Consider the following 23,129-nt stretch of genomic DNA (forward strand, 5'->3'; position numbering starts at 1 on the left):
CTCGTCCTAGGCGATGGGGAAGTCGAAGTAGGTGTCCGGATAGGGCTCGTCGCCGAGGGTGTAGTGCCACCACTCGCACTCGTACGCGATGAAGCCGCTGGTCTCCATGACGGACCGCAGGTGCTCACGGTTCCGCGCCTCGGCGGGGGTGATGCCCTGGGCGCCGTGGTGCGAGACGGGATCCATCAGGTCGTGGTCGCCGCCCATGGGAACGAGTTCGTTCGTGGCCAGGTCGTAGAGCGTGAGGTCGACGGTGCTGCCCCGGCTGTGGCCCGACTTGGCGGCCACGTACCCCCGTTCGAACATCTCGGCCCGCTCGATGCGGGGATAGTGCCGCGACTTGGTCCGGCCGTCCTCCGGCTGCCGGGACCAGCGCAGGAAGCAGTCGACGGCGCGCTGCGGGCGGTAGCCGTCCCAGAGCAGCAGGCTGAACCCCAGGGACGCGGCCTGATCCCGCGCCCGCCCCAGGGCGTCGCACAGGGCCCTCGTGCCGACGATCCGGTTGGCCAGGTACCCGTCCACCGGTTTGCCGGTGAAGTTGTCCCACGTGGCGTACTTGGCGTCCCACCGGATGCCGGTCACCAGGTCGTCCGCGAAGACGAAGCCGTCCTTCATCGCAGCTTCCCGGTCAGGGCGAGGGAGACGGCCTTGTCGATCACCTCGGAGAGCGGCAGGCCGGCGGCCGACATCATCCGCGGATAGCGGCTGTACGAGGTCAGCCCCGGGAAGGTGTTGACCTCGTTGAGGACCACCTCGCCGTCCTCCTTGAGGAACATGTCCACCCGCGAGAGACCGCGGCACCCCAGGGCGCGGTACACGGCCTTGGCCGTCTCCTGGACGACCAGCCGCGACTCCTCGGGGATGTCGGCGGGGACGATGGCGATGGAGTTGTCGGAACCGGTCTCCGGGGAGAGCTCCTGATGGATCCTGAAGAACCCCTGCGAGAGCGCGATCCGGTCCAGCTCGCCCACGACGAGCTCCGACCCGTTCCCCAGGATGGCGCAGCCGATCTCGCTGCCGACGACGGCCGCCTCGATCAGCACCTTCGAGTCGTACTGCCGCGCCGTTTCCACCGCGCCCGGCAGTTCCTCCGGCGCGGAGACCTTGGTGACGCCGAAGGACGACCCCGACCGGGCCGGCTTCACGAAGACCGGAAAGGTGAGCAGGGCGGGATCGACGGTCTCGTCCACCGCGACGGTCCAGAAGTCGGGGGTGGCGATTCCCGCGCTTCCGGCGACGGCGTAGGTGAGGGACTTGTCCATGCACAGGGCGGAACTCTGCACGTCGCAGCCGACGTAGGGGACGCCCGAGAGCTCCAGCAGGCCCTGCATGGCGCCGTCCTCGCCGAGCGTGCCGTGCAGCACGGGCAGGATGACGTCCAGGCGGACCGTGCTCCAGCCCCCCTGCTCCAGCACGAGCAGTCCGTGCACCCCGCTGTCCGGCGACAGCACGACCGGGCGGCCGTCGCCGTTCTCCCACTCCGTGTCGGGCCCGTCGCAGAGCCTCCAGGCACCGCTCCTCGTGATCCCGATGTAGAAGGGTTCGTACTTTTCGAGATCCAGGTTCCGGGCGACCTCCCGCGCGGACTTGACGGAGACGGGGTGCTCCTCGGAACGGCCCCCGAATATGACGCCGATCTTCAGCCTACCCATGCTGATTCCCGCTTTCGAATGTCAGGCAGTTGATGAGGGAGTTCTCGACGGTGTCGCGCAGCGCGCGATCCGTGAAATAGGCGGTGTGCGGGGTGATGAGCGCGTTCGGCAGCTCCTGCAGGCGCAACAGCGCCTTGCTCGCTATGGGCTTGTCGCGGCAGTCGGTGTAGAAGACGCCCTCCTCGCCCTCGACGACGTCCAGTGCCGCGCCGCCCAGCCGGCCGCTCTCCAGTTCGTCCACCAGGGCCTCGGTGTCGATGAGCCCGCCACGTCCGGTGTTGACGATCAGCGCGCCGTCCTTCATCCGCGCCAGCCGCCGCCGGTTCAGCAGGTGGTGGGTTTCCTCGGTGAGTCGCGCGTGCAGCGTCACCAGGTCGCTCCGCCGCAGCAGTTCATCGAGCGGGACGTACTCGACGGCGGCGCCGGGGCGGTCCACGAGACGGGTGTCATGGGCCAGGACGCGGCAGCCGAAACCCCGCAGCCGGTCCAGGACCGCCACGCCGATCCGCCCCGTGCCGACCACTCCGACGGTCAGGTCACGCAGTTCCCTGCCGCGGACCTCGCTCAGCCGGTAGTCGTGCGCGTCGGTACGGCGAACGATGGACTTCGCACCCCTCACCGCCATCAGCATGAGCATCAGCGTGTAGTCGGCCACGCTGTCCGGCGAGTAGGAGACGTTCCCGACGAAGACGCCGATGCCGGCCGCGTACTCCACGTCGATGTGGTTGTACCCGATGCTCCGCGTGGAGACGTAGCGCACGCCGGCCGCCCTGAGCGCACGCAGCGTGGCGTGGGTGACGGGCGTCTTGTGGCTGATGCTCACGCACCGGCTGCCGGCGGCCAGTTCACTGGTGGCCTCGGACACCGCGGCGTCGGTGATGACCGGCAGCACGCCGAAGCCGGGCGCCAGCTCGCGGAACTGAGCGGCTTCATCCGGACCGCACCCGTAGATCGTGACACGGGTCTTCTCGCTGTGGGGCATGTCCCCCAGTCAAGGCGGCGTGCTGTTGCCGGAACGTATTCGGTTTTCGATACACACGCGATACGCCCCACCCCCTTCGCTGGAGGCATGACTGACAAGGCACCGGTTGTGACGTCCAGGGGGCCCGCGTGATCCCGCTCAGCCTCGGCGAGATCGCCGACATCGTGGACGGAGCGGTCGCGGGCGACGGCTCCGTGACCGTGACCGCGCCGGCCGTGCTCGACAGCCGGCGGGCCGAGCCGGGCGGCCTCTTCGTGGCGTTCGCCGGCGAGCACGCCGACGGCCACGACTACGCGGAACGGGCCGGTGCGGCCGGTGCGGTGGCCGTGCTCGGCTCCCGGCCCACGCCGCTGCCCACCGTCGTCGTCGAGGACGTCCAGGCCGCGCTGCGGATGCTCGCCGCCCGGGTCGTGGCCCGGCTGCGCGACGGACTGACCGTCGTCGGGGTGACCGGCTCGCAGGGCAAGACCGGCACCAAGGACCTGCTGGGGGCCGTGCTCTCGGGCACCGGACCGACGGTCGCCACGGCCGGCTCGCTCAACAACGAGCTCGGTGTGCCGCTCACCATGCTGCGCGCCGACGCGGCCACCCGGTTCCTCGTCCTGGAGATGGGAGCGCGCCACGTCGGCGACATCGCCTGGCTGACCGGCCTGGTCTCGCCCGACATCGCCGTCGTCCTCAACGTCGGCCTGGCCCACCTCGGCGAGTTCGGGTCACGCGCCGCCATCGCCAGGACCAAGGGCGAACTGGTGCGCGGTCTCGCGCCCGGCGGCACCGCCGTCCTCAACGCCGACGACCCCAGGGTGGCCGCGATGAGCGCGCTCACCGGGGGGCCGGTCCTGACCTTCGGCCGGGCGGCCCACGCCGACGTCCAGGTCCGCGACCTGGCCCTCGACCGGCTCGGCCGGCCCTCCTGCACGCTGCGGACCGCCGCCGGCTCGGCGCACCTGACGCTGCCCCTGGTCGGCGCCCACCAGGCGCTCAACGCCGTGGCCGCCACCGCGGCGGCGCTCGCGGCCGGGGTCCCCCTCGACCTGGCCACGGGGGCGCTGGGCACCGCCTCGCTGTCGCCGTGGCGGATGGAGCTGCGCGACCTCGCCTGCGGGGCGACGCTGCTCAACGACACCTACAACGCCAACCCCGACTCGACCCGCGCCGCCCTGGACGCGCTGGCGGCCATCGAGTGCGGACGCCGCATCGCCGTCCTCGGCGAGATGCTCGAACTCGGCGACGGCAGCGCGGCGCAGCACCGCGCCGTCGGAGCGTACGCGGCCGAACGGGCCGACGTGGTGGCGGTCGTCGGCGAGGCCGCCCGTCCCATCGCCGACGGCGCGGGAGAGCGGGCGGTGCTGCTCGCCGGCCGGGAGGCGGCCGTCGACTGGCTGCGCGATCACCTCGCCGCCGGGGACGTGGCGCTGGTCAAGGCGTCCCGCGGGGCGCGCCTCGACGAGGTCGCCGCCGCGCTCGCGTAGCCGGCCGGACGGTGTTCAGCGTCCGCGCCGCTTCATGTAGAGGTCGAAGGCCCGGTAGGTCATCGGCCGCAGCGGCAGGTCCCACTCGCCGACGTACCGCACCGCCTGGCCGCCGGTGCCGACCTTGAACTGGACCAGGCCGACGTGCGGGTCGTCGGGGTCGAGGGTCGGAGTGATGCCGCGCAGGTCGTAGACGTCGCAGCCGGCCGCGCGCGCGTCGCGGATCATCGCCCACTGGCAGGCGTTGGAGCCGCGCACCTCGCGCTTCGCGGTGGCGGAGGCGCCGTAGGAGTACACCGCGTGGGCCCCGACGCTGACCAGGATCGTGGCGGCGACCAGGTCGCCCTGGTGGTGGGCCAGGTAGAGCCTGATCCGCTCGGGGTCCTCGGCCTTGAGCGCCGCGAACATGATCTCGAAGTAGCGCAGCGGTCGGGGGGTGAAGTGGTCGCGCTGGGCGGTGTGCACGTAGAGGTCGTGGAACGCCTTGAGGTCCTCCGGCCCCCCGTCGCTGACCGTGACCTCGACGCCCTCCTTCGCCGCCTTCTTGATGTTGCGGCGCCACTGCTGGTTCATGCCCTTGAGCAGGTCGTCCTCGGACCTGCCCGCCAGCGGAACCTCGTACTTGAACTGCGGATGCCCGACTCCGAACCCGTCCTCCGGGTTCTGCGGCAGCCAGCCCGCCTCCTTGAGCCGGCCGCTCACGTGGGCGCCGACCGGGTAGCCGGACCGTCCGGGCAGGTCGGTCAGCCGCCGGACCCGCGGGTCGGCGATGCCCTCCTTGACCTGGTCGGCGCTCCAGACGTCCGTCACCACCGGCGGGCCGAGCCGGATCGCGAACGCGCCCTGCTTCTTGAGGTACGCCGCCAGGGGATCGAGCCACGCGCCGATGTCGCCGCTCCAGTCGATGACCGGGCCCTCGGGCAGGTACGCCAGCGTGAGACGGTCGATCCGCGGGAGCGGGCGGTGCAGGACGAGCCCGGCGCCGACCAGGTGCGGACCGTCGAACCAGCCGAGGGACTCGCTGCGCCATTCGGTCTTGACCCGGCCCCACGCCGGGGTCTGCAGAAAGCTGACCGACCGCTGGGCCCGGACGAACGCCAGGTGCTCGGCGGCGCTGATCGGCCTGACGGCCGGTCGTCCGACGGTAGTTGACGTTGGCTCACTGGAGGACATGGAGGACATGGAGGACATGCTGCCAGTCAACGCGGCGGTGTGTTGCCCAGACGTATGCGGATTTCCATACGCCGACGACATGCCACCGCCGGGCCGCTTCCGGCGTTCACCAGCTGATCCCGGCCGCCACCGGCCGGTGGTCACTGCCGGTGGCCGGCAGCAGCCACGCACTCCTCGGTTCCACGCCGCGGACCAGGATGTGGTCGATCCGCACCATCGGGAACGTCGCCGGCCAGCTGAAGCCGAATCCGTCCCCCGCCACCTCTTGGGCTGAACGCAGCTGTGCGGTGAGGCCGCTGAGCGCGCGGTCGTCCAGGCCGCCGTTGAAGTCGCCGAGCACCACCACCCGCTCGCCGGGGTCGGCGGCGACGGCCTCGGCGAGCTTGGCCGCGCCGGTGTCCCGGGTGTTCGTCCAGTAGCCGCCCCTGGGCATCACCCGCACCGAGCCGAGGTGCACCACGTACACCACCAGCGGTCCCTTCCCGGTGGTCACCGTGGTGCGCAGCGCGCGGGGCGGCTCCAGCGGCCCGGTCTTGTCCGGCTGGACGTCGACCGGCCGGGTGCCGGACAGCGGCGACTTGCTCCACAGCCCGACGGTGCCCTGGACGGTGTGGTACGGGTACGCCGTCGCCAGCGCGTTCCCGTAGGCGCTCCTGGCCTGGTCGGTCAGCTCCTCCAGCGCCAGCAGGTCCGCGCCGGAGGCGGCCAGGTCACGGGCGGTGCCGACCGGATCGGGGTTGGCGGCGCCCACGTTGTGGCTGACCACCGTGAGATCGCCGTCCTGGTGGGACTTGTCGTGGAGCAGCCCGCCGAAGAGGCTGAACCACACGATGGCCGGCAGCAGCAGGGCGACGACCGCGGAGGCGGAACGGCGCCACAGCGCGCCGGCCAGCAGCACGGGGACGAACAGGCCGAACCACGGCAGGAAGGTCTCCACCAGACTGCCCAGACCGGCCCAGTCCGTGACGCTCCGGTGCAGCAGCAGGAGCAGCCAGAGCAGCAGCGCGCACACCGCGAGCACCCGGCCGCGCCTCCACGGGCCCGGCCTGGAACGGTTCACGGGGCGGGTCGCGTCGTCCTCGCTCGACGGGCTTCCCCGTCCGGTCTCCGCCGTGTCCACCCTGGTCATCGTCGGTTCCCGCTCACTCGTGCGCCGCGAGGCGGGTTCGATGGCGCCATGGCCGGGGTTCGAGGCATGCGACCAGGTAAGGCGACCGGCCGTTGCCGGCACGTATGCGGTTTTCGATACGCGGACGATATGTGTCACCCCGTAGCATTCCGCCTGGACCCCCGCAGGCGCCGCGATCGAGCTGATCGCGAGGACGCCGCACCCGAAACCGACCATTCCGAATGTGGCCACGGTGGGGCAATGCGGAAGACACCCCCCCTGGGCTTTGTGGAGGACGACACCCGTTCCGGCGGACTTGTCTCGAAGTTCTGTCCGGGAAATGGAACGCTTCCCGCGTCCGATGGCCAGGCCCCCCACCGCCGGGCCCGCGCGCAAGCCCGCCACCAGTACGGATTTGAACCACCGGGCCGGCCGTGGCTGGAATCGCGGCGTCCATTGCGGCGGTGGCGGTCCAGGGGAGTACGTCGTTCGGGCTGAGGTGTTACCGTCCCATGGGTGTTCCGTTCTGATGAATTTCTAAGACGGGGAGGGGTGTGCAGTGGCGACACGATGTTCAGCGCGACAGGGCTCGCACGCCCCTGGTCTTCTACGAAGTTACGCGTGATCTTGTTCGGGAACGCCCTCTGATCGGATGACGATCTCTCTGACACCACGGGGTTCCCTGATCACGCCGCGATACGGGACACGTCCCAGCTCCAGCGGGGGATTTTCTGCATGCCTTCACAGAGCCGTGTACAGGTAGTCAGATTATGAGGGAGACCGCAGTGCAGCGAGATCAGCAGCACATCGATCACCAGACGTCGGTCGAAGTCGAGATCGGCTTACTGTCAACAGTCGACTCACCACGGACCTCGGGGGCGGATCCGGACCACGTGGAGGCGCTCTCCGTGGTGCAGGCCCCGCTTCCGCCCATCCTCGTGCACCGTCCGACGATGCGCGTCATCGACGGTCTCCACCGCGTGCGGGCGGCTCAACTGCGCGGGCAGGAGACCATCGCCGTCAGCTTCTTCGAGGGCAGCGAGGCCGACGCGTTCGTGTTGGCGGTCGAGTCCAACATCATGCACGGCCTCCCGCTGTCGAGGGCCGACCGCAGGCGGGCGGCCGCGCGGATCCTCCTCTCGCATCCGCAGTGGTCGGACCGGATGGTCGCGTCGGTCACCGGTTTCTCCTCCGGCACGGTGGCGGACATCCGCAAGGGGCTGCCGGCCGTGTCCGCCGGCGAGGAGAGCCGGATCGGCCAGGACGGCCGGGTCCGCCCGATCAACGCCGCCGCGGGACGCAGGATCGCCGGAAGGATCATCGCCGAGAACCCGGGCCTGTCGCTGCGTCAGATCGCGCGGATGGCGGGCATCTCCCCCGAGACCGCCCGCGATGTCAGGGGCCGGCTCCGGCGGGGGGAGGACCCGCTGCCCGTGCGGCAGAGCAGGGAACCCGCGAACCCCGAGGCGAGACCTCCGGCGCCGCGGCACGGTTCCGGCGTCGCGGCGATCCACGACCGGCCGTCGGCGCAGGAGTACAGCGCCCTGCTGCAACGGCTCAGGGCCGATCCGTCGCTGCGGCTGAGCGAGACCGGGCGCACCCTGTTGCGACTGCTCAACCTCCACACCATCAACGAGAAGGAGTGGCAGAGGATCATCGACAACGTGCCGCCCCACTGCAGCGGCATCGTGGCCCGCCTGGCCGACGAGTACGCGGTGATGTGGTCGGAGCTGTCCGTTCGGCTGAGTGACGGGGTCTCCAAGACCGCGTAACGCGCCGTCGCCGCGTCCAAGCGTCCAAAACGGCCGGTTGGTCGGCCGAAGTCCCCCCGCCACGCGCTGGCGGGGGGACTTCGGCCGACCAACCGGCCGTCAGGCGGGGACGAAGGTGCGGAGCCGCTTGGCCGCCTCGACGCCGTCGCAGCCGGACAGGCCGAGGGCGTCGCGGAGTTCGTCGGACAGCAGGTCGAGCACCCGGCGTGCGCCGGCCTCTCCGGCCGCGGCCAGGCCCCAGATCAGCGGACGGCCGACCAGGACACCGGACGCCCCGAGGGCGAGCGCCCTGAGCACGTCGGTGCCGCTGCGGATGCCGCTGTCCAGCAGCACCTCGCAGCCGTCCCCGACGGCCGCCGCGACCTCCGGCAACGCGTCGACGCTGGGGAGGGCGCCGTCGAGTTGGCGGCCGCCGTGGTTGGAGACCACGACCGCGTCGACCCCCGCCTCGGCCGCCCGCCGCGCGTCCTCGGCCGACAGGACACCCTTGAGCAGCAGCGGAAGCCGGGTCTGCTCGCGCAGGGCCGCCAGCGACGACCACGTCGTCGCGGAGGAGAGGATCTCGCCGGTGTGAACGGCCACCGAGGAGGCGTCGGCGTGCCGCTGGTGCGCGGTCGGGCCGGCCTCGATGTTGGCGGCCCGCACGTGGTCGGGCAGGGTGAAGCGGTTGCGGACGTCGCGCAGCCGGCGGCCCATCCACGGCACGTCGACGGTGAGCATGATCGCCTCGCAGCCGGCGTCCTCGGCCCTGCGGACGAGCCTCAGGGACCGCTCGGCGTCCCGGAGCCGGTAGAACTGGAACCAGACCGTTCCGCCGATCGCCGTGATCTCCTCGATCGGGACGCTGCTGAGCGTGCTCGCGGTGAACGGCACCCCGGCCGCCTTGGCCGCCCGGGCGGCGGCCGTTTCGCCATCGGGGTGGACCAGTCGCTGGTAGGCGACGGGCGCGGTGGCGACCGGCACGGGGACGGGACGGCCGAGCAGGGTGGCGGCGGTCGTGCACCGCGACACGTCCCTGAGCACCCGGGGGACGAGGAAGACGCGGTCCAGCGCGCGGCGGTTGGCGTCGAGCGTGGTCTCGGCGCCGCTTCCTCCGGCCACGAAGTCCCAGACCTCGGCGGGCAGGGCCGAGGCGGCGGCGCGTTCGAGGTCGGCCAGGCAGTGGGCGCGGTCGACCGTCACCTCATCGCCGTGGCCCACGCTGCCCCGTCCTCTCCAGCTCCACGGCCTCGTAGAGCGCCTTGATGTTGGCGCTGCCGAAGGTTTCGGCGCCCTGGCGCTCGATGACCTCGAAGAACAGCGTGTGCCGGAGGTGGGTCGAGGCGGTGAAGATCTGGAAGAGCCGGCCGCCGTGGTCCTCGTCGACGAGCACGTTCGTCTCCCGGAGGGCCTCCACCTTGGACTCGCTCAGATCGACCCGCTCGCCCAGCAGGTCGTAGTAGGTCGAGGGAGTGCTGAGGAAGGTGACGCCCCGGTCGGTCAGGGCCCGCACCGAACGGACCGCGTCCGGCGAGGAGAAGGCCAGGTGCTGGACGCCGGACCCCTGGTGGGCCTTGAGGAACTCGTCGATCTGTCCCGGGTCGGCCGAGGGGTCGGGCTGGATGAGCGTCAGGGTCACCGAGCCCGACGGGCTCTGCACCACCTTGGACTCCATGGCCTGCCGGCCGACGACGATGCGCTCCTCGAAGACGCGCTGGAACCCGAGGGCCGTCCGGTAGTAGTCGACCGTGGGGTCGAGGTCGCCGGTGCTCAGGCACACCGCGATGTGGTCGATGCCGAGCAGCCCCGCGTCGGTCGGGCCGTCGTCGGCGCGCGGCGCCGGGGAGAGACCGGCGGGCAGCCCCGGCCCCTCCCCGGGGGCGCGCTGGACGAGCGTGTGGACGACGTCCCCGAAGCCGCCGAGGACGGCCGTCACGGCCGGCCCGTCGCCCGGGTGCGGGGTCGGCGGGCGGTGGACGCGGGCGCCGTTCGCGACCGCCGCGTCGAAGGCCGCGGTGACGTCCGCGGTCCGCAGCGCGATGTCGGCGACACCGTCCCCGTGGGAGGCGAGGTAGGCCGAGGCCGCGTGGTCGTCCGACGTCGGCTCGGTGAGCACCAGGGTGATCCGCCCGTGGCGCAGCGCGACGCTCCGGTGGTCGGCGAAGTCGCCGGAGCCGACCGGGGTGAAGGCGTAGGTGTCGACCCAGGTGCGCGCGGCCGTCTCCAGGTGTTCCACGTACATCTCTACGTAGTCGACCGAGAGGTCCGCCAGCGGGTCCGTGTGCTCTGCTAATTCACTCATGACCGTGTCCATATCAGGAGGAGAAGGCAGGGTGCTGTGAACTTTAATAGCCGCCCTCGCCGGATAAAAGCAGCGGACGGCTGGACGGACGGACTCACGGCCCGTCGGGTACCGTCGGTCGGAATTCCGGTAATGGTCGGTGGCCTTTTGAACGGGTGATGTCTCATGATTCGCACCATGGCCGTCATCGGCACGGGTCTGATCGGCACCTCGGTCGCGCTCGCGGCAAGCCGGCAGGGGGTGCTGGTGTATCTGTCCGACCGGAACCGCTCCACGGCCAGGACGGCCGCCGCGCTCGGTGCGGGACTGGCCCGGACCCCGCCGGAGCAGGTGGACCTGGCCGTTCTCGCGGTCCCGCCGAGCCAGGTCGGTACGGTGCTCGCGGAGGCGCAGGAGCGGGAGCTCGCCCTCGTCTACACCGATGTGGCGAGCGTGAAGGCCGGCCCGGAACGGATCGCGCTGAGCCGGGCCCCGGACCCGTCCCGCTACATCGGCGGCCACCCGCTGGCGGGCCGGGAGCGGTCGGGTCCGCTGGCGGCCAGGGCCGACCTGTTCCGGGACCGCCCGTGGGCGCTCACCCCGTCACCGGTGACGTCCGACGCGGCCTTCAACCGGGCCCTGGAGCTGGTGGCGCTGTGCGGGGCGGTGCCGGTGGTGACGCGGAGCCGGGCGCACGACGACGCGGTGGCCCTGACCTCCCACGTGCCGCACCTGCTGGCGAGCCTGATGGCGGCGCGGCTGCGGGACGCCCCGGCCGGGATGTCCAGGCTCGCGGGTCACGGGCTGCGCGACGTGACCCGGATCGCCGGCGGCGACTCCCGGTTGTGGGCCGACATCCTGCAGTCCAACGCGGCGGCCGTGGCGGGCGTCGTCAGGCGCGTGCACGCGGACATGTCCCGGCTGGTGGACGCCTTGGACCGGCTCGCCGGGCCGGACGGCGGCGACCGGGACGAAGGCATGCGGATCGTGCTGGAACTGCTCGACCGGGGTGTCGCCGGGCTGGCGGAGGTCCCCGGGCGCCGTCCCGGGGACCCGGGGGGCGGCAGCGCGGTGCGGGTGACCGTCCCGGACCGCCCCGGGGAGCTGCCGCGGCTGCTGGGCGCCATCGCGGACTTCGGCGTCGACTCCGAGGACGCCGCCGTGGACGCCGACGGGACCGGCGCGCTCACCGTGGGGTTCACCGTCCGGCCGGTCGCCGCCGCCCGGATCGTGGCCTCGCTCAGGGCCGGCGGGTGGGAGGCGGGGCGGCCGAACGGCGCCGGACCGCGCTTCACGGAAAAAGTGCGAAAAGGCGACGGCATTCCCCCGGAAGCCGTGTCCAAGTGAGCGTTTATGCCGGTTGGACGGCGGTTGTCGAACACCATCCGCTGTGTGATCCTGTATCGGCGGGCCCCGATAATCATTGAATTGTTTCGCGTTGGGGGAACCTATGGCCGAATCGGTGGAATTGCGGAAGGCGGACCTGCACGGCAGCGTCTCGGATCCGGTCCTGGACACGATGAACTTCCTCAACGAGGTCACGCTCCGCTATCCCGACGCGATTTCCTTCGCGCCCGGTCGCCCCTATGACGGGTTCTTCGAGACCGAGCAGATCTTCTCGCACGTCCGGCGGTACCTGGAGCACCTCGCCGAGGAGGGCGGTTCACCGCGGGAGATCCGCACCGCCATGTACCAGTACGGGCCCACGGCCGGTCAGATCCGCGAGATCATCGCCGACTCGCTCCGCGCCGACGAGAACATCGACGTCCCTCCCGAGTCCATCGTGGTGACCGTCGGTGCCCAGGAGGCGATGCTGCTGGTGCTGCGTGCCCTGATCAGCGGCCCCGACGACGTCCTGCTCGTCTCCAGCCCCTGCTACGTGGGGATCACCGGCGCGGCCCGCCTGCTGGACATCGCGCTGACTCCGGTCGTGGAGCGGGAGGACGGGTTCTCCTGCGCCGACCTGGCGGCGGCGATCCGGGACGAGCGGGCCCGGGGGCGCCGTCCCCGCGCCTTCTACGTGGTGCCCGACCACGCCAATCCCTCGGGGAACACGATGGGGCCGCGGGCCCGTGCCGAACTCCTGGAACTCGCGGCGCGGGAGGGCGTCCTCATCCTGGAGGACAGCCCCTACCGGATGGTCAGCCCCGAACCGCCGCTGCCGACCCTGAAGTCCCTGGACCGGGCCCGCACGGTGGTCCACCTGGGCTCCTTCTCCAAGACGATCTTTCCCGGCGCCCGGGTCGGCTTCGCCGTCGCCGACCAGCCGGTCGTGGACCGGGCCGGACGGACCGGCCTGCTCGCGGACGAACTCGCCAAGATCAAGAGCATGGTGACGGTGAACACCTCGTCGCTGAGCCAGGCCGCCGTGGCGGGCGCGCTGCTCGCCGCGCGGGGCCGGATCTCCGAACTGAACGCCAAGGCGGGCGAGTACTACGGCGATGCCATGCGGCGCACGCTGCGGCACCTGGACGCGCGTCTGCCGGCGGACCGGCGAGCGGCGCTGGGGGTGCGCTGGAACGAACCGACCGGCGGTTTCTTCCTGACCGTGCGGGTCCCGTTCCGGGCGGACGGCGCGGCGCTCACCCGGTCCGCGGAGGACTTCGGCGTCATCTGGACGCCGATGGAGCACTTCTACCCGGGCGGGGGCGGAGACCACGGCATCCGGCTCTCGATCAGCTATCTGACGCCCGCCGAGATCGACGAGGGGACCGTCCGGCTCGCGCGCTTCATCGAGGCGGAGAGCGCGAGGCCGTGACGACCTCGAACGAACGAACCGTCACAACTCATCAGGAAAGGTGATGAGCATGACCGAAGACGCCGTCATTCACCGACCGCGCAGCAAGCCGCGCATGTGGGGGTGGACGTTCCGGTGACCGTCAACGCCGACCGTCCGCTGGTACTCGACGCCCCCGTCCTGGAGACGGAGGTGGCGTCCGCGCGGTACCCCGGGTTCCCGGCCCTCCCACGGCCCCGCATCGTCGGGGTGGGCACGGCCGCGACCAGTACGTCCTACTCCCAGCGGGAAGTGCTCGACACCTTCGGGATCACCGATCCCAAGGTCCGCTCCCTCTTCCTCAACAGCGCCATCGAGCGGCGCAACCTCGACCTGCCGCCCGAGGACGGCGCCAGCGGCCGGGTCACGGAGTCCCAGGGCGACCTGCTCGACAAGCACAAGCGGCTGGCGGTCGAGATGGGCGCCGCGGCCCTCCAGGCCTGCCTGAAGCGGAGCGGCGCCGAACTCTCGGACCTGCGGCACCTGTGCGTCGTGACGTCCACCGGCTTCCTCACCCCCGGACTCAGCGCGCTGCTGATCCGGGAACTGGGCATCGACCGCCACTGCAGCCGCAGCGACATCGTCGGCATGGGCTGCAACGCGGGACTCAACGCCCTCAACGTGGTGGCGGGCTGGTCCGCCGCCCATCCCGGCGAACTCGCCGTGGTGCTCTGCGCGGAGGCCTGCTCGGCCGCGTACACGATGGACTCGACGATGCGGACCGCGGTCGTGAACAGCCTGTTCGGCGACGGCGCGGCGGCCGTCGCGCTGCTCACGGACGCCGCCGGCGCCACGCCGGCCGATTCCGAGGGCCCGGCCGTTCTGAAGTTCGCCAGCTGCATCATCCCCGAGGCGCTCGACGCCATGCGCTACGACTGGGACCGCGCGCAGGACAGGTTCAGCTTCTTCCTGGACCCGCAGATCCCCTACGTGGTGGGCGCGCACGCCGAGATCGTCGTCGACCGCCTGCTGTCGGGCACGGGCCTGCGCCGCAGCGACATTGGACACTGGGTGGTGCACTCCGGGGGCAAGAAGGTGATCGACGCCGTCGTCGTCAACCTCGGACTCACCCGCCACGACGTGCGGCACACCGTCGGTGTGCTGCGCGACCACGGCAACGTTTCCAGCGGTTCGTTCCTTTTCTCGTACGAACGCCTCCTCGAAGAGGGCGTCGCACGACCGGGAGAGTATGGAGTGTTCGTGACCATGGGACCGGGCTCGACGATCGAAACGGCGCTGGTCCAGTGGTGAGGCCGCGGAGCGCGGACGAAGCGCTGACCCTGACGATCGACGGGACGGAGCCGCCGTCGGCCGCCTCCGTCGAGGCGCTCACGGAGATCTGCGACCGGGCCGAGGACCTGGCCCACCGGCAGGGCGGGGCCGGCACGGTCACCGTGCACGTCGCCGGAGCCCCCGAGGGGGCGTGGACCAGCGGGCTGAACGTCGGGCTGGTCACCAAGTGGGAACGGGTCCTGCGCCGGCTGGAACGGCTCCCCGCGGTCACGGTCGCGGTGGCCTCCGGTGACTGCGGCGGGTCGGCCCTGGACGTGCTGCTGGCCACCGACATCCGGGTGGCCGCCACCGGCACCAGGCTGCTGGTCGCGCGGGACGGCGCCGCCACCTGGCCCGGGACGGCCGGCTTCCGGCTCGTCCAGCAGGCCGGCCTCGGCAGGATCCGCCGGGCGGTGCTGTTCGGCCTGCCCATCGGCGCCGCCGACGCGGTGCGGCTGGGCATCGTCGACGAACTGGCCGACGATCCGGCGGCCGCGCTGGAGGCCGTGGCGGAACTGGTCGCCGGCCTGGCCGGCAAGGAGGTGGCGATCCGGCGCCAGCTCCTGTTCGACGCCACGACGACCGGCTTCGAGGACGCCCTCGGCGCCCACCTGGCCGCCTGCGACCGCGCCCTGCGCCGGGAGGCCGCGGTCGAGGGGCCGCTGTGACGGCCGGCCCGCCGCCCGAAGAGCACCCCGACGGCCTCTGGCCGGCCCTGACCGAGGCCGCCGAACGGGTGGAGAAGCTGCTGGCCACGCTTCCGGAGGCCGGCGCGCGCTCACCCGCCGAGCGGGCCGGGATCGCCGCCGCCCACGACGCCGCCCGCGCGCTGCGCGTCCGCTTCCTGGACGCCCACGCCGACGCCGTCTACGACCGGCTCACCGGGCACCGCCGCGTTCACCTGCGGCTCGCGGAGCTCGTCGAGGCCGCCGCCACCGCCTTCCCCGGGCTGGTCCCCACCCGACGGCGACTCGCCGCGGAGCGGTCCCTGCCGCAGGCCGCCAAGGAGGGCCACGAGATCGACCAGGGCATCCTGGTGCGGGCGGTGCTGCGGTCGCCCGTCGCCGGCCCGCACCTGCTGGACGCCATGCTCCGCCCGACCGCGCGCGCCCTGGAACTGCTCCCGGACTTCCTGCGCACCGGTGTGGTGGAGATGGAGGCCGTCCACCTGGAACGCCGGGACGGGGTGGCCCGGCTGACCATGTGCCGCGACGACTGCCTGAACGCCGAGGACGGCCGGCAGGTCGACGACATGGAGACCGCCGTCGACCTCGCCCTGCTCGATCCGGCCGTCCGGGTGGGACTGCTGCGCGGCGGGGAGATGAACCACCCCCGCTACCGGGGCAAACGGGTGTTCAGCGCCGGAATCAACCTCAAGTACCTGAGCTCCGGCGGCATCTCGCTGGTCGACTTCCTGCTGCGCCGGGAACTCGGCTACATCCACAAGCTCGTCCGGGGCGTGCTGGCCGACGACGGGCGGCCCGGCTCGTGGCACTCGCCCCGGATCGACAAACCGTGGGTCGCCGCGGTGGACGGCTTCGCGATCGGCGGCGGAGCGCAGCTGCTGCTGGTCTTCGACCGCGTACTCGCCTCCTCCGACGCCTACTTCAGCCTGCCCGCGGCGAAGGAGGGCATCATCCCGGGCGTGGCGAACCTGCGGATCGGCCGGTTCGCCGGGCCGCGCCTGTCCCGCCAGCTCATCCTTGAGGGCCGCCGGATCTGGGCGAAGGAACCGGAGGCGCGGCTGCTGGTCGACGAGGTCGTGGAGCCGGACGAGCTGGACGCCGCCGTCGAGCGGAGCCTGGCGCGCCTCGACGGGGACGCCGTGCTCGCCAACCGGCGGATGCTGCACCTCGCCGAGGAGTCACCGCACGAATTCCGCGCGTACATGGCGGAGTTCGCCCTCCAGCAGGCGCTGCGGCTCTACGGCCAGGACGTCATCGACAAGGCCGGCCGATTCGAACGGCGGGCCTCCGGATGACCGGCGACCGCGAACGGGTGCGCTACGAGAAGGACGGCCACGTCGCCCGGGTCACGCTCGACCGTCCCGAGGTGCTCAACGCGATGGACCTGCGCACGCACGAGGAACTCGCCGGGATCTGGGACGACGTCGAGGCCGACGACGACATCAGGGTCGCCGTGCTGACCGGGGCGGGTGAACGCGCCTTCTCCGTGGGCCAGGACCTCAAGGAGCGGGCCCGTCTCGACCGGCGCGGCGTCCCCCCGACGACCTTCGGCAGCCGGGGGCAGCCGGGCTGGCCCCGGCTCACCGACCGCTTCACCCTGTCCAAGCCGGTGCTCGCGCGGGTCCACGGTTACGCCCTGGGCGGTGGGTTCGAACTCGCCCTGGCCTGCGACCTGATCATCGCCTCGGACCAGGCCGTCTTCGCCCTGCCCGAGGCCCGGCTCGGTCTCGTGCCCGGCGCGGGCGGCGCCTTCCGGCTGGTCAGACAGCTCCCGGAGCGGATCGCCATGGGCTACCTGCTCACCGGCCGCCGGATGAGCGCCGCGACGGCCGTGCACTACGGGCTCGTCAACGAGGTCGTCCCGGCCGACCGGCTGGACGCCTGCGTCCAGCAGTGGACCGACGACCTGGTCCGCAGCGCCCCGCTCTCGGTCCGGGCCATCAAGGAGGCCGCCGGGAAGTCCGTCGACATGCCCCTGGAACAGGCCTTCACCACCGAGTACGGCTGGGAGGAACGCCGCCGGCGCAGCGGTGACGCGATCGAAGGGGTCCGGGCCTTCGCGGAGAAGCGCGACCCCGTCTGGACCGGCCGCTGACGAGGGGCCACCGGCGCCGGCGGGACGGCCCGAGACGAGTTCGTGGGCTTCGCCGCCGGCTCCGCGCCGGTGTGAGAGGCTAGGGCCCATGAACCGCTTGGGTGGTCTGACCTCGGCTTATCTGCTGCAGCACGCCGAGAATCCGGTCGACTGGTGGCCCTGGGGGCCCGAGGCGTTCGAGGAGGCGGAGCGCCGCGACGTGCCCGTCCTGCTCTCGGTCGGGTACGCCGCCTGCCACTGGTGCCATGTGATGGCACACGAGTCGTTCGAGGACGAGGGGACGGCGGAGTACCTCAACGAGCGGTTCGTCGCGGTGAAGGTCGACCGGGAGGAACGGCCGGACGTCGACGCCGTCTACATGGAAGCGGTGCAGGCGGCGACCGGGCAGGGCGGGTGGCCGATGACGGTGTTCCTGACGCCCGGCAAGGAGCCGTTCTACTTCGGGACCTACTTCCCGCCGGAGCCTCGGCACGGGATGCCGTCGTTCCGGCAGGTGCTGGAGGGCGTGCACGCCGCGTGGCGGGACCGGCGCGGGGAGGTGGGCGAGGTCGCCGGGCGGATCCGGGCCGACCTGGTCGAGCGGGCCTCGGTGTACGCGGTCGGCAGCGGGGTGCACCAGCCGCCGGGGGAGGCCGACCTGCACCAGGCGCTGGTCGCGCTCAGCCGTGACTTCGACCAGCGGCACGGCGGTTTCGGCGGGGCGCCCAAGTTCCCGCCCGCGATGGTGATCGAGTTCCTGCTGCGCCACCACGCCAGGACCGGCTCGCCGGCCGCGCTGGAGATGGCGGTGCGCACCGGGGAGGCGATGGCCCGCGGCGGCATCCACGACCAGCTCGGCGGCGGCTTCGCCCGGTACGCGGTGGACGCCGACTGGGTGGTGCCGCACTTCGAGAAGATGCTCTACGACAACGCGCTGCTGCTGCGCGCGTACCTGCACCTGTGGCGGGCGACCGGCTCGCCACTGGCACGCCGGGTCGCGCTCTCCACCGCCGACTTCCTGCTGCGCGAACTACGCACCCCCGAGGGGGCGTTCGCCTCCGCGCTGGACGCCGACAGCCTGGACGAGGAGACCGGCGCCACCGCCGAAGGCGCCTACTACGTCTGGGAGCCGGGCCAGTTGGTCGACCTGCTCGGCCCCGCCGACGCGGCCACCGCCGCCCGGCTGTTCTCGGTCACCGCCGACGGGACCTTCGAGCACGGCACCTCGGTTCTGCAACTCCTCGCCGACCCCGAGGACTTCGCCGAGTACGAGGCGATCAGGGAACGGATGCTGGCGGCCCGCGCGACCCGTCCGGCGCCCGCCCGGGACGACAAGGTGGTCGCCGCCTGGAACGGCCTCGCCATCGCCGCCCTCGCCGAGACCGGCGCGCTGCTGGAGCGCCCCGACCTCGTCCGGGCCGCCGAACGCGCCGCCGACCTGCTGCTCGCCGTCCACCTCACCCCCGAGGGGCGGCTGCTGCGCACCTCCCGGGACGGCCGCCCCGGCGCCAACGCGGGCGTGCTGGAGGACTACGCCGACACCGCCGAGGGCTTCCTCGCGCTGTACGCGGTCACCGGCGAGGCCGAGTGGCTCCAGCTGGCCGGCGGGCTGCTCGACACCGTGCTCAAGCACTTCGCCGACGAGGGCGGCGCGCTGTTCGACACCGCCGACGACGCCGAGGAGCTGATCCGGCGCCCGCAGGACCCGACCGACAACGCGACCCCGTCCGGCTGGACCGCCGCCGCGGCCGCCCTGCTGAGCTACGCCGCGTACACCGGCTCGGCCCGCCACCGGACCGCCGCCGAGCGGGCGCTCGGCATCGTCGGGGCGCTGGCCTCGCGCGCGCCGCGGTTCGTCGGCTGGGGGCTGGCCGCCGCCGAGGCGCTGGCCGACGGCCCGCGCGAGGTCGCGGTGATCGGCCCGGACGGCGACCCCGGGACGGCCGCGCTGCACCGGACCGCGCTGCTCGGCACCGCGCCGGGCGCCGTGGTCGCGTTCGGCGAGCCGGGCGCGGGCAGCGACGAGGTCCCGCTGCTCACCGGCCGGCCACTGGTCGACGGCGCCCCCACCGCCTACGTCTGCCGCCACTTCACCTGCGACGCGCCGACCACGGACCCGGCGGTCCTGGCCGGGCGACTGGGGTCGGCGGAGGGGTAAATCCGTTGGCGGGGGCCCGGGGCGTGGGTGAGGATGGGCCATGCCCTGGACCCTCAGCACGAACCTGGACGACTTCCGCGCACAGGCCGGAGGCTTCCTCGCCGCGCACCCGGCCGAGAACACCGTGCTGCTCACGGTGACGGACCGGCTGGCCGCGCGCGGCCCGCACTACTACGGCGACGGCTCGCCCGTCTTCGGCTGGTGGCGCGGCGCGCCGGACGGCCCGGTCGAGGGGGTGTTCCTGCGGACCCCGCCGTTCGTCCCGAGGCTGGGGCTGATGCCGGAGCGGGCGGCGGCCGAGCTGGCCGTCGACCTGGCCGTCGCCGGGTCCGGATCCACGGCGCTCGCCGGGGTCTCCGGCGCAGTGGCGGCGGTGCGGGCGTTCGGCGACGCGTGGGCCGGGGCCACCGGCGCCGCCGGGGCCGTCAAGTCCCGTGAACGCCTCTACCGGCTCGGCGACTTGGCCGACCCGCCGCGCCCGCCGGCCGGAAGCGCCAGGCTCGCCGGCGCGGCGGACCGCGCGCTGCTGATCCGCTGGTTCGAGGAGTTCGCGGCCGAGGCGGGCATCCACATCATCGATGTCGAGGTGGCGGTGGACGACCGGGTGGCCGGCGGCCAGCTGCACCTGTGGGAGGACGCCGGGCGGCCGGTCGCGGTGGCGGGGGCCAGCGCGGTCGTCGCCGGGATGTCCCGGATCGGGCCGGTCTACACGCCGCGCGACGCCCGGGGCCGCGGCTACGCCAGCGGTGTCACGGCGGCCGCCTCGGCCGCCGCCCTCGCGGCCGGGGCCGACGAGGTGCTGCTCTACACGGACCTGTCCAACCCGACCAGCAACTCGATCTACCAACAGATCGGCTACCGGCCGGTGGAGGACTGCCTGGAGCTGGCCTTCGAGGCGTAGCGCCGACCGTCCGGGAACCACCGGCCGCAGGACGGCGTCGGACCGGTGGGGCGGGCCGACGGGCTGGGGGAGCGTGACGGTGGACGCGATGCTCGAATGGGCAAGGCGGTTGAGCCCGGCGGAGGCCGCGGCGGGGGCGCTGGCCGGGAACCTCGCGCTGTTCACGGTGGCGCTGCTGGCCGGCGGTCTGCTGGTGCGCCGTTTCGGCGATCGGCGGGTGACCCCGCCGCCCGCACCGCCGGACCGCCGGGAGCGGCTGCTCACGGTGGTCGCGGTGCTGCTCAACTCCGCGGTGGGACTGCTCGGCTGGCAGCTCTGGCGGGCCGGCTGGATCCGGCTCACCACCGACCCGGGGCCGCGCGCACTGGTCGATCTGCTGCTGTTCTCGCTGGTGATGGACGCGCTGATGTACGGCGGGCACTGGCTGGCCCACCGCCGCCGCCTCTACCGGCTGGCGCACGAACTGCACCACGCCTATCCGGACCCGCGCCCCGCCACGCTCTTCGTGCTGCACCCGCTGGAGGTGCTGGGCTTCGGCGGCGCGTGGATCACGGTGCTCTGGCTCTGGCCGGGGATGTCCGTGCTCGCGCTGTCCGGCTACATCGGCGTCAACCTGGTCTTCGGCCTGCTGGGGCACCTCGGCGTGGAGCCCGTTCCGGCGCGGGTCCGGCGGCTCGCGGTGTTCCGCTGGGTGGCGCTGCCGATGTTCCACGCCGGCCACCACGCCGATCCCGCCGTCAACCTGGGCTTCTACACCACCGTCTGGGACCGGCTGTTCGGCACCATCGACCCCCGGTACGACGCCCGCCGCGCGGCTCCGGACCCGGCGCTCCCGTGAGCCGGGGCCCGCTGGTCGGGGCTCACTCCCAGTCCCAGCCGATGCCCAGGATGCACGGCCGGACGGCGGTGGCGACCAGGTGCACGCCGTGGTGGCCGTCCAGGGTCAACTCCTCGCTCTCGTGCGGCTTCTCGGCGGGGGAGCGGCGGGCGAAGCGGTGGCAGCGGACCGGCAGCGCGGCCGGGTGGAAGGTGATCTGGAGGACGTACTGCCCGGCGCCGGCGTGGAAGCCGCGGAGGTACTCGCTGCTGGGCTCGGGCGCCGGGGCGTCGTCGAAGCCGTAGCCGAGCAGATGGGTGTCGCCCGCGCGCAGCCGGCGGTCCAGCAGGAGTTCGGCGATCAGCAGGTCGTGGGCCTGGTCGCGGCGGACGCGGCCGGGGCGGCAGTTCTCCTCGGCGCGCACGCCGACCCGGGTGATGTCGCTGCCGGGGTCGCCCTGGTGGATGGCGAGGTAGCGGTCGACGCCGTCGCGGTGGGCGCGCAGGGCGTGCTGGGAGTCGCGGCGCTGGAGCCGGCGGTCGGCGCCGATCCTGATCCGCTCGATGTGGGTGATGGTGTGCAGTCCGCTGTCGCGCGGACCGGCCAGTTCGGCGAGCAGTTCGTCGACGGCGGTGGGCGGGGTGATGAGGTCGCGGTAGGGGCGGACGGGCGGGCCGGCCGGCTCGGCGGGGGCGGCCCGCCGGGGTCCGAGCAGCCGGGTGAGGGAGTGTTCGGGAAGCTCCAGGACCCGTTCCAACTCGCGGACGGCGCGCAGCGATTCGGGCCGTTCGGGGCGGCGGTGGCCCTGCTGCCAGTAGCTGAGGCTGGTGACCCCGATGTGGACGCCGCGGTGCGCGAGGTGGTCGCGGACGCGGTGCAGGGCGAGGCCGCGGGCGGCGATGGCGGTGCGCAGCGCGAGGTCGAACGGGCCGGTGCGCAGGGCGGTGACGAGGTCGGGCTGGTCGGTCCGCTGCATACGGCCTCCTCGGGCGGCGGGAAGGGAACGGGCCGGGCGGCCCGGTGCGGGCCGCCGCGGTGGGCCCGGTTGGTCGTGAATATTCACACGGGGAGGGGGGTTTGTCACCGGTCCTGACATTCCGGGCGGGGGTCGCGGGGCCGGCGTTCACAACGGGCGGTCCCCGTTCACAGCCGCTCGGGCGGGGTCCGGGAGCCGTTGACCGGCCATGTCAACGGCGCGATGCTCGGTGGCGCGATCCGGACCGCGCCCCCACCCCTCTCGACTCCTCTGCCTGTCGCAAGGAGGACATCCCCCATGTCCGTCACCCGGATACGCCTGCGTCGCGCCGTCTCGGTGCTCGCGCTCGGCGTCCTCGGCCCGGCGCTCAGCGTCGCGGCCGTCACCCCGGCCCAGGCCGCCCCCACGGCCGAGGGCCCCCGACAGCGGGTCGGGCCCGTGGCCGCCGCGGGCTCCACGGCCGGCCTGGCCGGCACGTCCAAGAAGCTCGACATCACCATGCAGCAGCAACAGCAGAGCAACTGGTGCTGGGCGGCGAGCGGCAACACCATCGCCACCTGGTACGGCTACAACTACAGCCAGAACCAGTTCTGCAACGCCGCGTTCGGCCGTTCGACCAACTCGGGCTGCCCCAACAGCCAGGCCACCCTGGGCGATGTGCAGAACGCCCTGAGGTGGATCGGCGTCAACCCGGGCTCGTACGTCACCGGGTACCTGCGCTACGCCACGGTGCAGACCGAGGTGAACGCCGACCGGCCGGTCGAGACCCGGATCCAGTGGAGCTCCGGCGGCGGCCACATGCACGTCCTGTACGGGTACGACACCACCGCCAGTCAGGTCTACTGGGGCGATCCGTGGCCGTCCAACTACCGCTACAACTGGGCGGACTACGCCTACTACGTGTCCAACGGCACGTTCTCCTGGACCCATTCCCTGTACCGGATCGGCGCGTGAGGGGCGAGATGAGCAGCAGCACGCACAAGGCCGCGGCCGTCCGCTGCGGCGCGTTCGTCCTGCTCGCCGCCGTGCTGGCGCTGTTCGCGGTGACCG

The 23,129-nt window shown here is 72.7% G+C and carries 20 protein-coding genes; 12 read left to right on the top strand and 8 right to left on the bottom strand.

The features are described 5' to 3' along the window. Nucleotides 1-6 precede the first annotated feature (6 nt). The 3 genes from vanX to ABD308_RS16915 are packed head-to-tail and all read right to left on the bottom strand — an operon-like array spanning nt 7 to nt 2,634. A complete protein-coding gene (vanX, locus tag ABD308_RS16905) occupies nt 7-615 on the bottom strand; it encodes a D-Ala-D-Ala dipeptidase VanX (RefSeq protein ID WP_344335104.1) in 609 nt (202 codons plus the stop codon). Then, nucleotides 612-1,652: a D-alanine--(R)-lactate ligase VanA-Sc gene (gene vanA-Sc / locus ABD308_RS16910; protein ID WP_344335106.1), complete on the bottom strand. Its 1,041-nt coding sequence runs from the start codon at nt 1,650-1,652 to the stop codon at nt 612-614. Before vanA-Sc ends, vanX begins: the two co-directional genes overlap by 4 nt. After that, a complete protein-coding gene (locus ABD308_RS16915; RefSeq protein ID WP_344335108.1) occupies nt 1,645-2,634 on the bottom strand; it encodes a D-isomer specific 2-hydroxyacid dehydrogenase family protein in 990 nt (329 codons plus the stop codon). Before ABD308_RS16915 ends, vanA-Sc begins: the two co-directional genes overlap by 8 nt. Nucleotides 2,635-2,762: 128 nt before the next feature. Here ABD308_RS16915 and ABD308_RS16920 point away from each other — a divergent pair, with 128 nt between their 5' ends. Beyond that, nucleotides 2,763-4,106: a UDP-N-acetylmuramoyl-tripeptide--D-alanyl-D-alanine ligase gene (locus ABD308_RS16920; RefSeq protein ID WP_344335109.1), complete on the top strand. Its 1,344-nt coding sequence runs from the start codon at nt 2,763-2,765 to the stop codon at nt 4,104-4,106. 15 nt (nt 4,107-4,121) lie between these two features. On the opposite strand, the gene ABD308_RS16925 is transcribed toward ABD308_RS16920, so the two are convergent. Both ABD308_RS16925 and ABD308_RS16930 read right to left on the bottom strand, forming a co-directional pair. Continuing rightward, nucleotides 4,122-5,279 (bottom strand): lipid II:glycine glycyltransferase FemX, encoded by a 1,158-nt coding sequence (locus ABD308_RS16925; protein WP_344335157.1) that lies wholly within the window; start codon nt 5,277-5,279, stop codon nt 4,122-4,124. 106 nt (nt 5,280-5,385) lie between these two features. Next, nucleotides 5,386-6,408: an endonuclease/exonuclease/phosphatase family protein gene (locus ABD308_RS16930; RefSeq protein WP_344335111.1), complete on the bottom strand. Its 1,023-nt coding sequence runs from the start codon at nt 6,406-6,408 to the stop codon at nt 5,386-5,388. 932 nt (nt 6,409-7,340) lie between these two features. On the opposite strand from ABD308_RS16930, the gene ABD308_RS16935 reads away from it, so the two are divergent. After that, complete coding sequence (locus ABD308_RS16935) at nt 7,341-8,159, top strand: hypothetical protein (protein ID WP_344335114.1); 819 nt, start codon at nt 7,341-7,343, stop codon at nt 8,157-8,159. Nucleotides 8,160-8,258: 99 nt separating this feature from the next. Here ABD308_RS16935 and ABD308_RS16940 read toward each other — a convergent pair whose 3' ends face one another. Both ABD308_RS16940 and hppD read right to left on the bottom strand, forming a co-directional pair. Beyond that, complete coding sequence (locus ABD308_RS16940; protein ID WP_344335117.1) at nt 8,259-9,359, bottom strand: alpha-hydroxy acid oxidase; 1,101 nt, start codon at nt 9,357-9,359, stop codon at nt 8,259-8,261. Next, nucleotides 9,343-10,440 carry a 4-hydroxyphenylpyruvate dioxygenase gene (gene hppD, locus ABD308_RS16945; protein WP_344335121.1) on the bottom strand — a complete coding sequence of 366 codons (1,098 nt, stop codon included), beginning with the start codon at nt 10,438-10,440 and terminating at the stop codon, nt 9,343-9,345. The genes ABD308_RS16940 and hppD overlap by 17 nt, the downstream gene beginning before the upstream one ends. Before the next feature lie 165 nt (nt 10,441-10,605). On the opposite strand from hppD, the gene ABD308_RS16950 reads away from it, so the two are divergent. The 9 genes from ABD308_RS16950 to ABD308_RS16990 all read left to right on the top strand — a co-directional run bounded on the left by ABD308_RS16950 (nt 10,606) and on the right by ABD308_RS16990 (nt 21,124). Then, the gene (locus ABD308_RS16950) at nt 10,606-11,766 is read left to right on the top strand and encodes a prephenate dehydrogenase (RefSeq protein ID WP_344335124.1); all 1,161 of its coding nucleotides are present in this window, start codon (nt 10,606-10,608) and stop codon (nt 11,764-11,766) included. A gap of 103 nt (nt 11,767-11,869) precedes the next feature. Continuing rightward, complete coding sequence (locus tag ABD308_RS16955; protein WP_344335127.1) at nt 11,870-13,177, top strand: aminotransferase-like domain-containing protein; 1,308 nt, start codon at nt 11,870-11,872, stop codon at nt 13,175-13,177. 159 nt (nt 13,178-13,336) lie between these two features. Further along, nucleotides 13,337-14,446 (top strand): 3,5-dihydroxyphenylacetyl-CoA synthase DpgA, encoded by a 1,110-nt coding sequence (gene dpgA, locus ABD308_RS16960; protein ID WP_344335159.1) that lies wholly within the window; start codon nt 13,337-13,339, stop codon nt 14,444-14,446. Continuing rightward, complete coding sequence (gene dpgB / locus ABD308_RS16965) at nt 14,443-15,135, top strand: enoyl-CoA-hydratase DpgB (RefSeq protein ID WP_344335130.1); 693 nt, start codon at nt 14,443-14,445, stop codon at nt 15,133-15,135. Before dpgA ends, dpgB begins: the two co-directional genes overlap by 4 nt. Continuing rightward, complete coding sequence (dpgC, locus tag ABD308_RS16970) at nt 15,132-16,448, top strand: (3,5-dihydroxyphenyl)acetyl-CoA 1,2-dioxygenase DpgC (protein WP_344335133.1); 1,317 nt, start codon at nt 15,132-15,134, stop codon at nt 16,446-16,448. Before dpgB ends, dpgC begins: the two co-directional genes overlap by 4 nt. Then, nucleotides 16,445-17,248, top strand: coding sequence for an enoyl-CoA-hydratase DpgD (gene dpgD / locus ABD308_RS16975; protein ID WP_344335136.1), 804 nt, complete (start codon nt 16,445-16,447; stop codon nt 17,246-17,248). Before dpgC ends, dpgD begins: the two co-directional genes overlap by 4 nt. An 88-nt stretch (nt 17,249-17,336) precedes the next feature. After that, nucleotides 17,337-19,385: a thioredoxin domain-containing protein gene (locus ABD308_RS16980; RefSeq protein ID WP_344335139.1), complete on the top strand. Its 2,049-nt coding sequence runs from the start codon at nt 17,337-17,339 to the stop codon at nt 19,383-19,385. A 40-nt stretch (nt 19,386-19,425) separates the two neighbouring features. Beyond that, on the top strand, nt 19,426-20,286 hold the full coding sequence (locus ABD308_RS16985; RefSeq protein ID WP_344335142.1) for a GNAT family N-acetyltransferase: 861 nt from the start codon (nt 19,426-19,428) through the stop codon (nt 20,284-20,286). A gap of 88 nt (nt 20,287-20,374) precedes the next feature. Continuing rightward, complete coding sequence (locus tag ABD308_RS16990; RefSeq protein ID WP_344335145.1) at nt 20,375-21,124, top strand: sterol desaturase family protein; 750 nt, start codon at nt 20,375-20,377, stop codon at nt 21,122-21,124. Between the two features lie 22 nt (nt 21,125-21,146). On the opposite strand, the gene ABD308_RS16995 is transcribed toward ABD308_RS16990, so the two are convergent. After that, nucleotides 21,147-22,079 carry a hypothetical protein gene (locus tag ABD308_RS16995; RefSeq protein WP_344335148.1) on the bottom strand — a complete coding sequence of 311 codons (933 nt, stop codon included), beginning with the start codon at nt 22,077-22,079 and terminating at the stop codon, nt 21,147-21,149. Nucleotides 22,080-22,376: 297 nt separating this feature from the next. On the opposite strand from ABD308_RS16995, the gene ABD308_RS17000 reads away from it, so the two are divergent. Further along, nucleotides 22,377-23,033, top strand: a complete 657-nt coding sequence (locus tag ABD308_RS17000; RefSeq protein ID WP_344335151.1) for a papain-like cysteine protease family protein — start codon at nt 22,377-22,379, stop codon at nt 23,031-23,033. Nucleotides 23,034-23,129 lie beyond the last annotated feature (96 nt).

This window comes from Kitasatospora putterlickiae, assembly GCF_039527695.1.
GTDB classification, from domain to species: domain Bacteria; phylum Actinomycetota; class Actinomycetes; order Streptomycetales; family Streptomycetaceae; genus Kitasatospora; species Kitasatospora putterlickiae.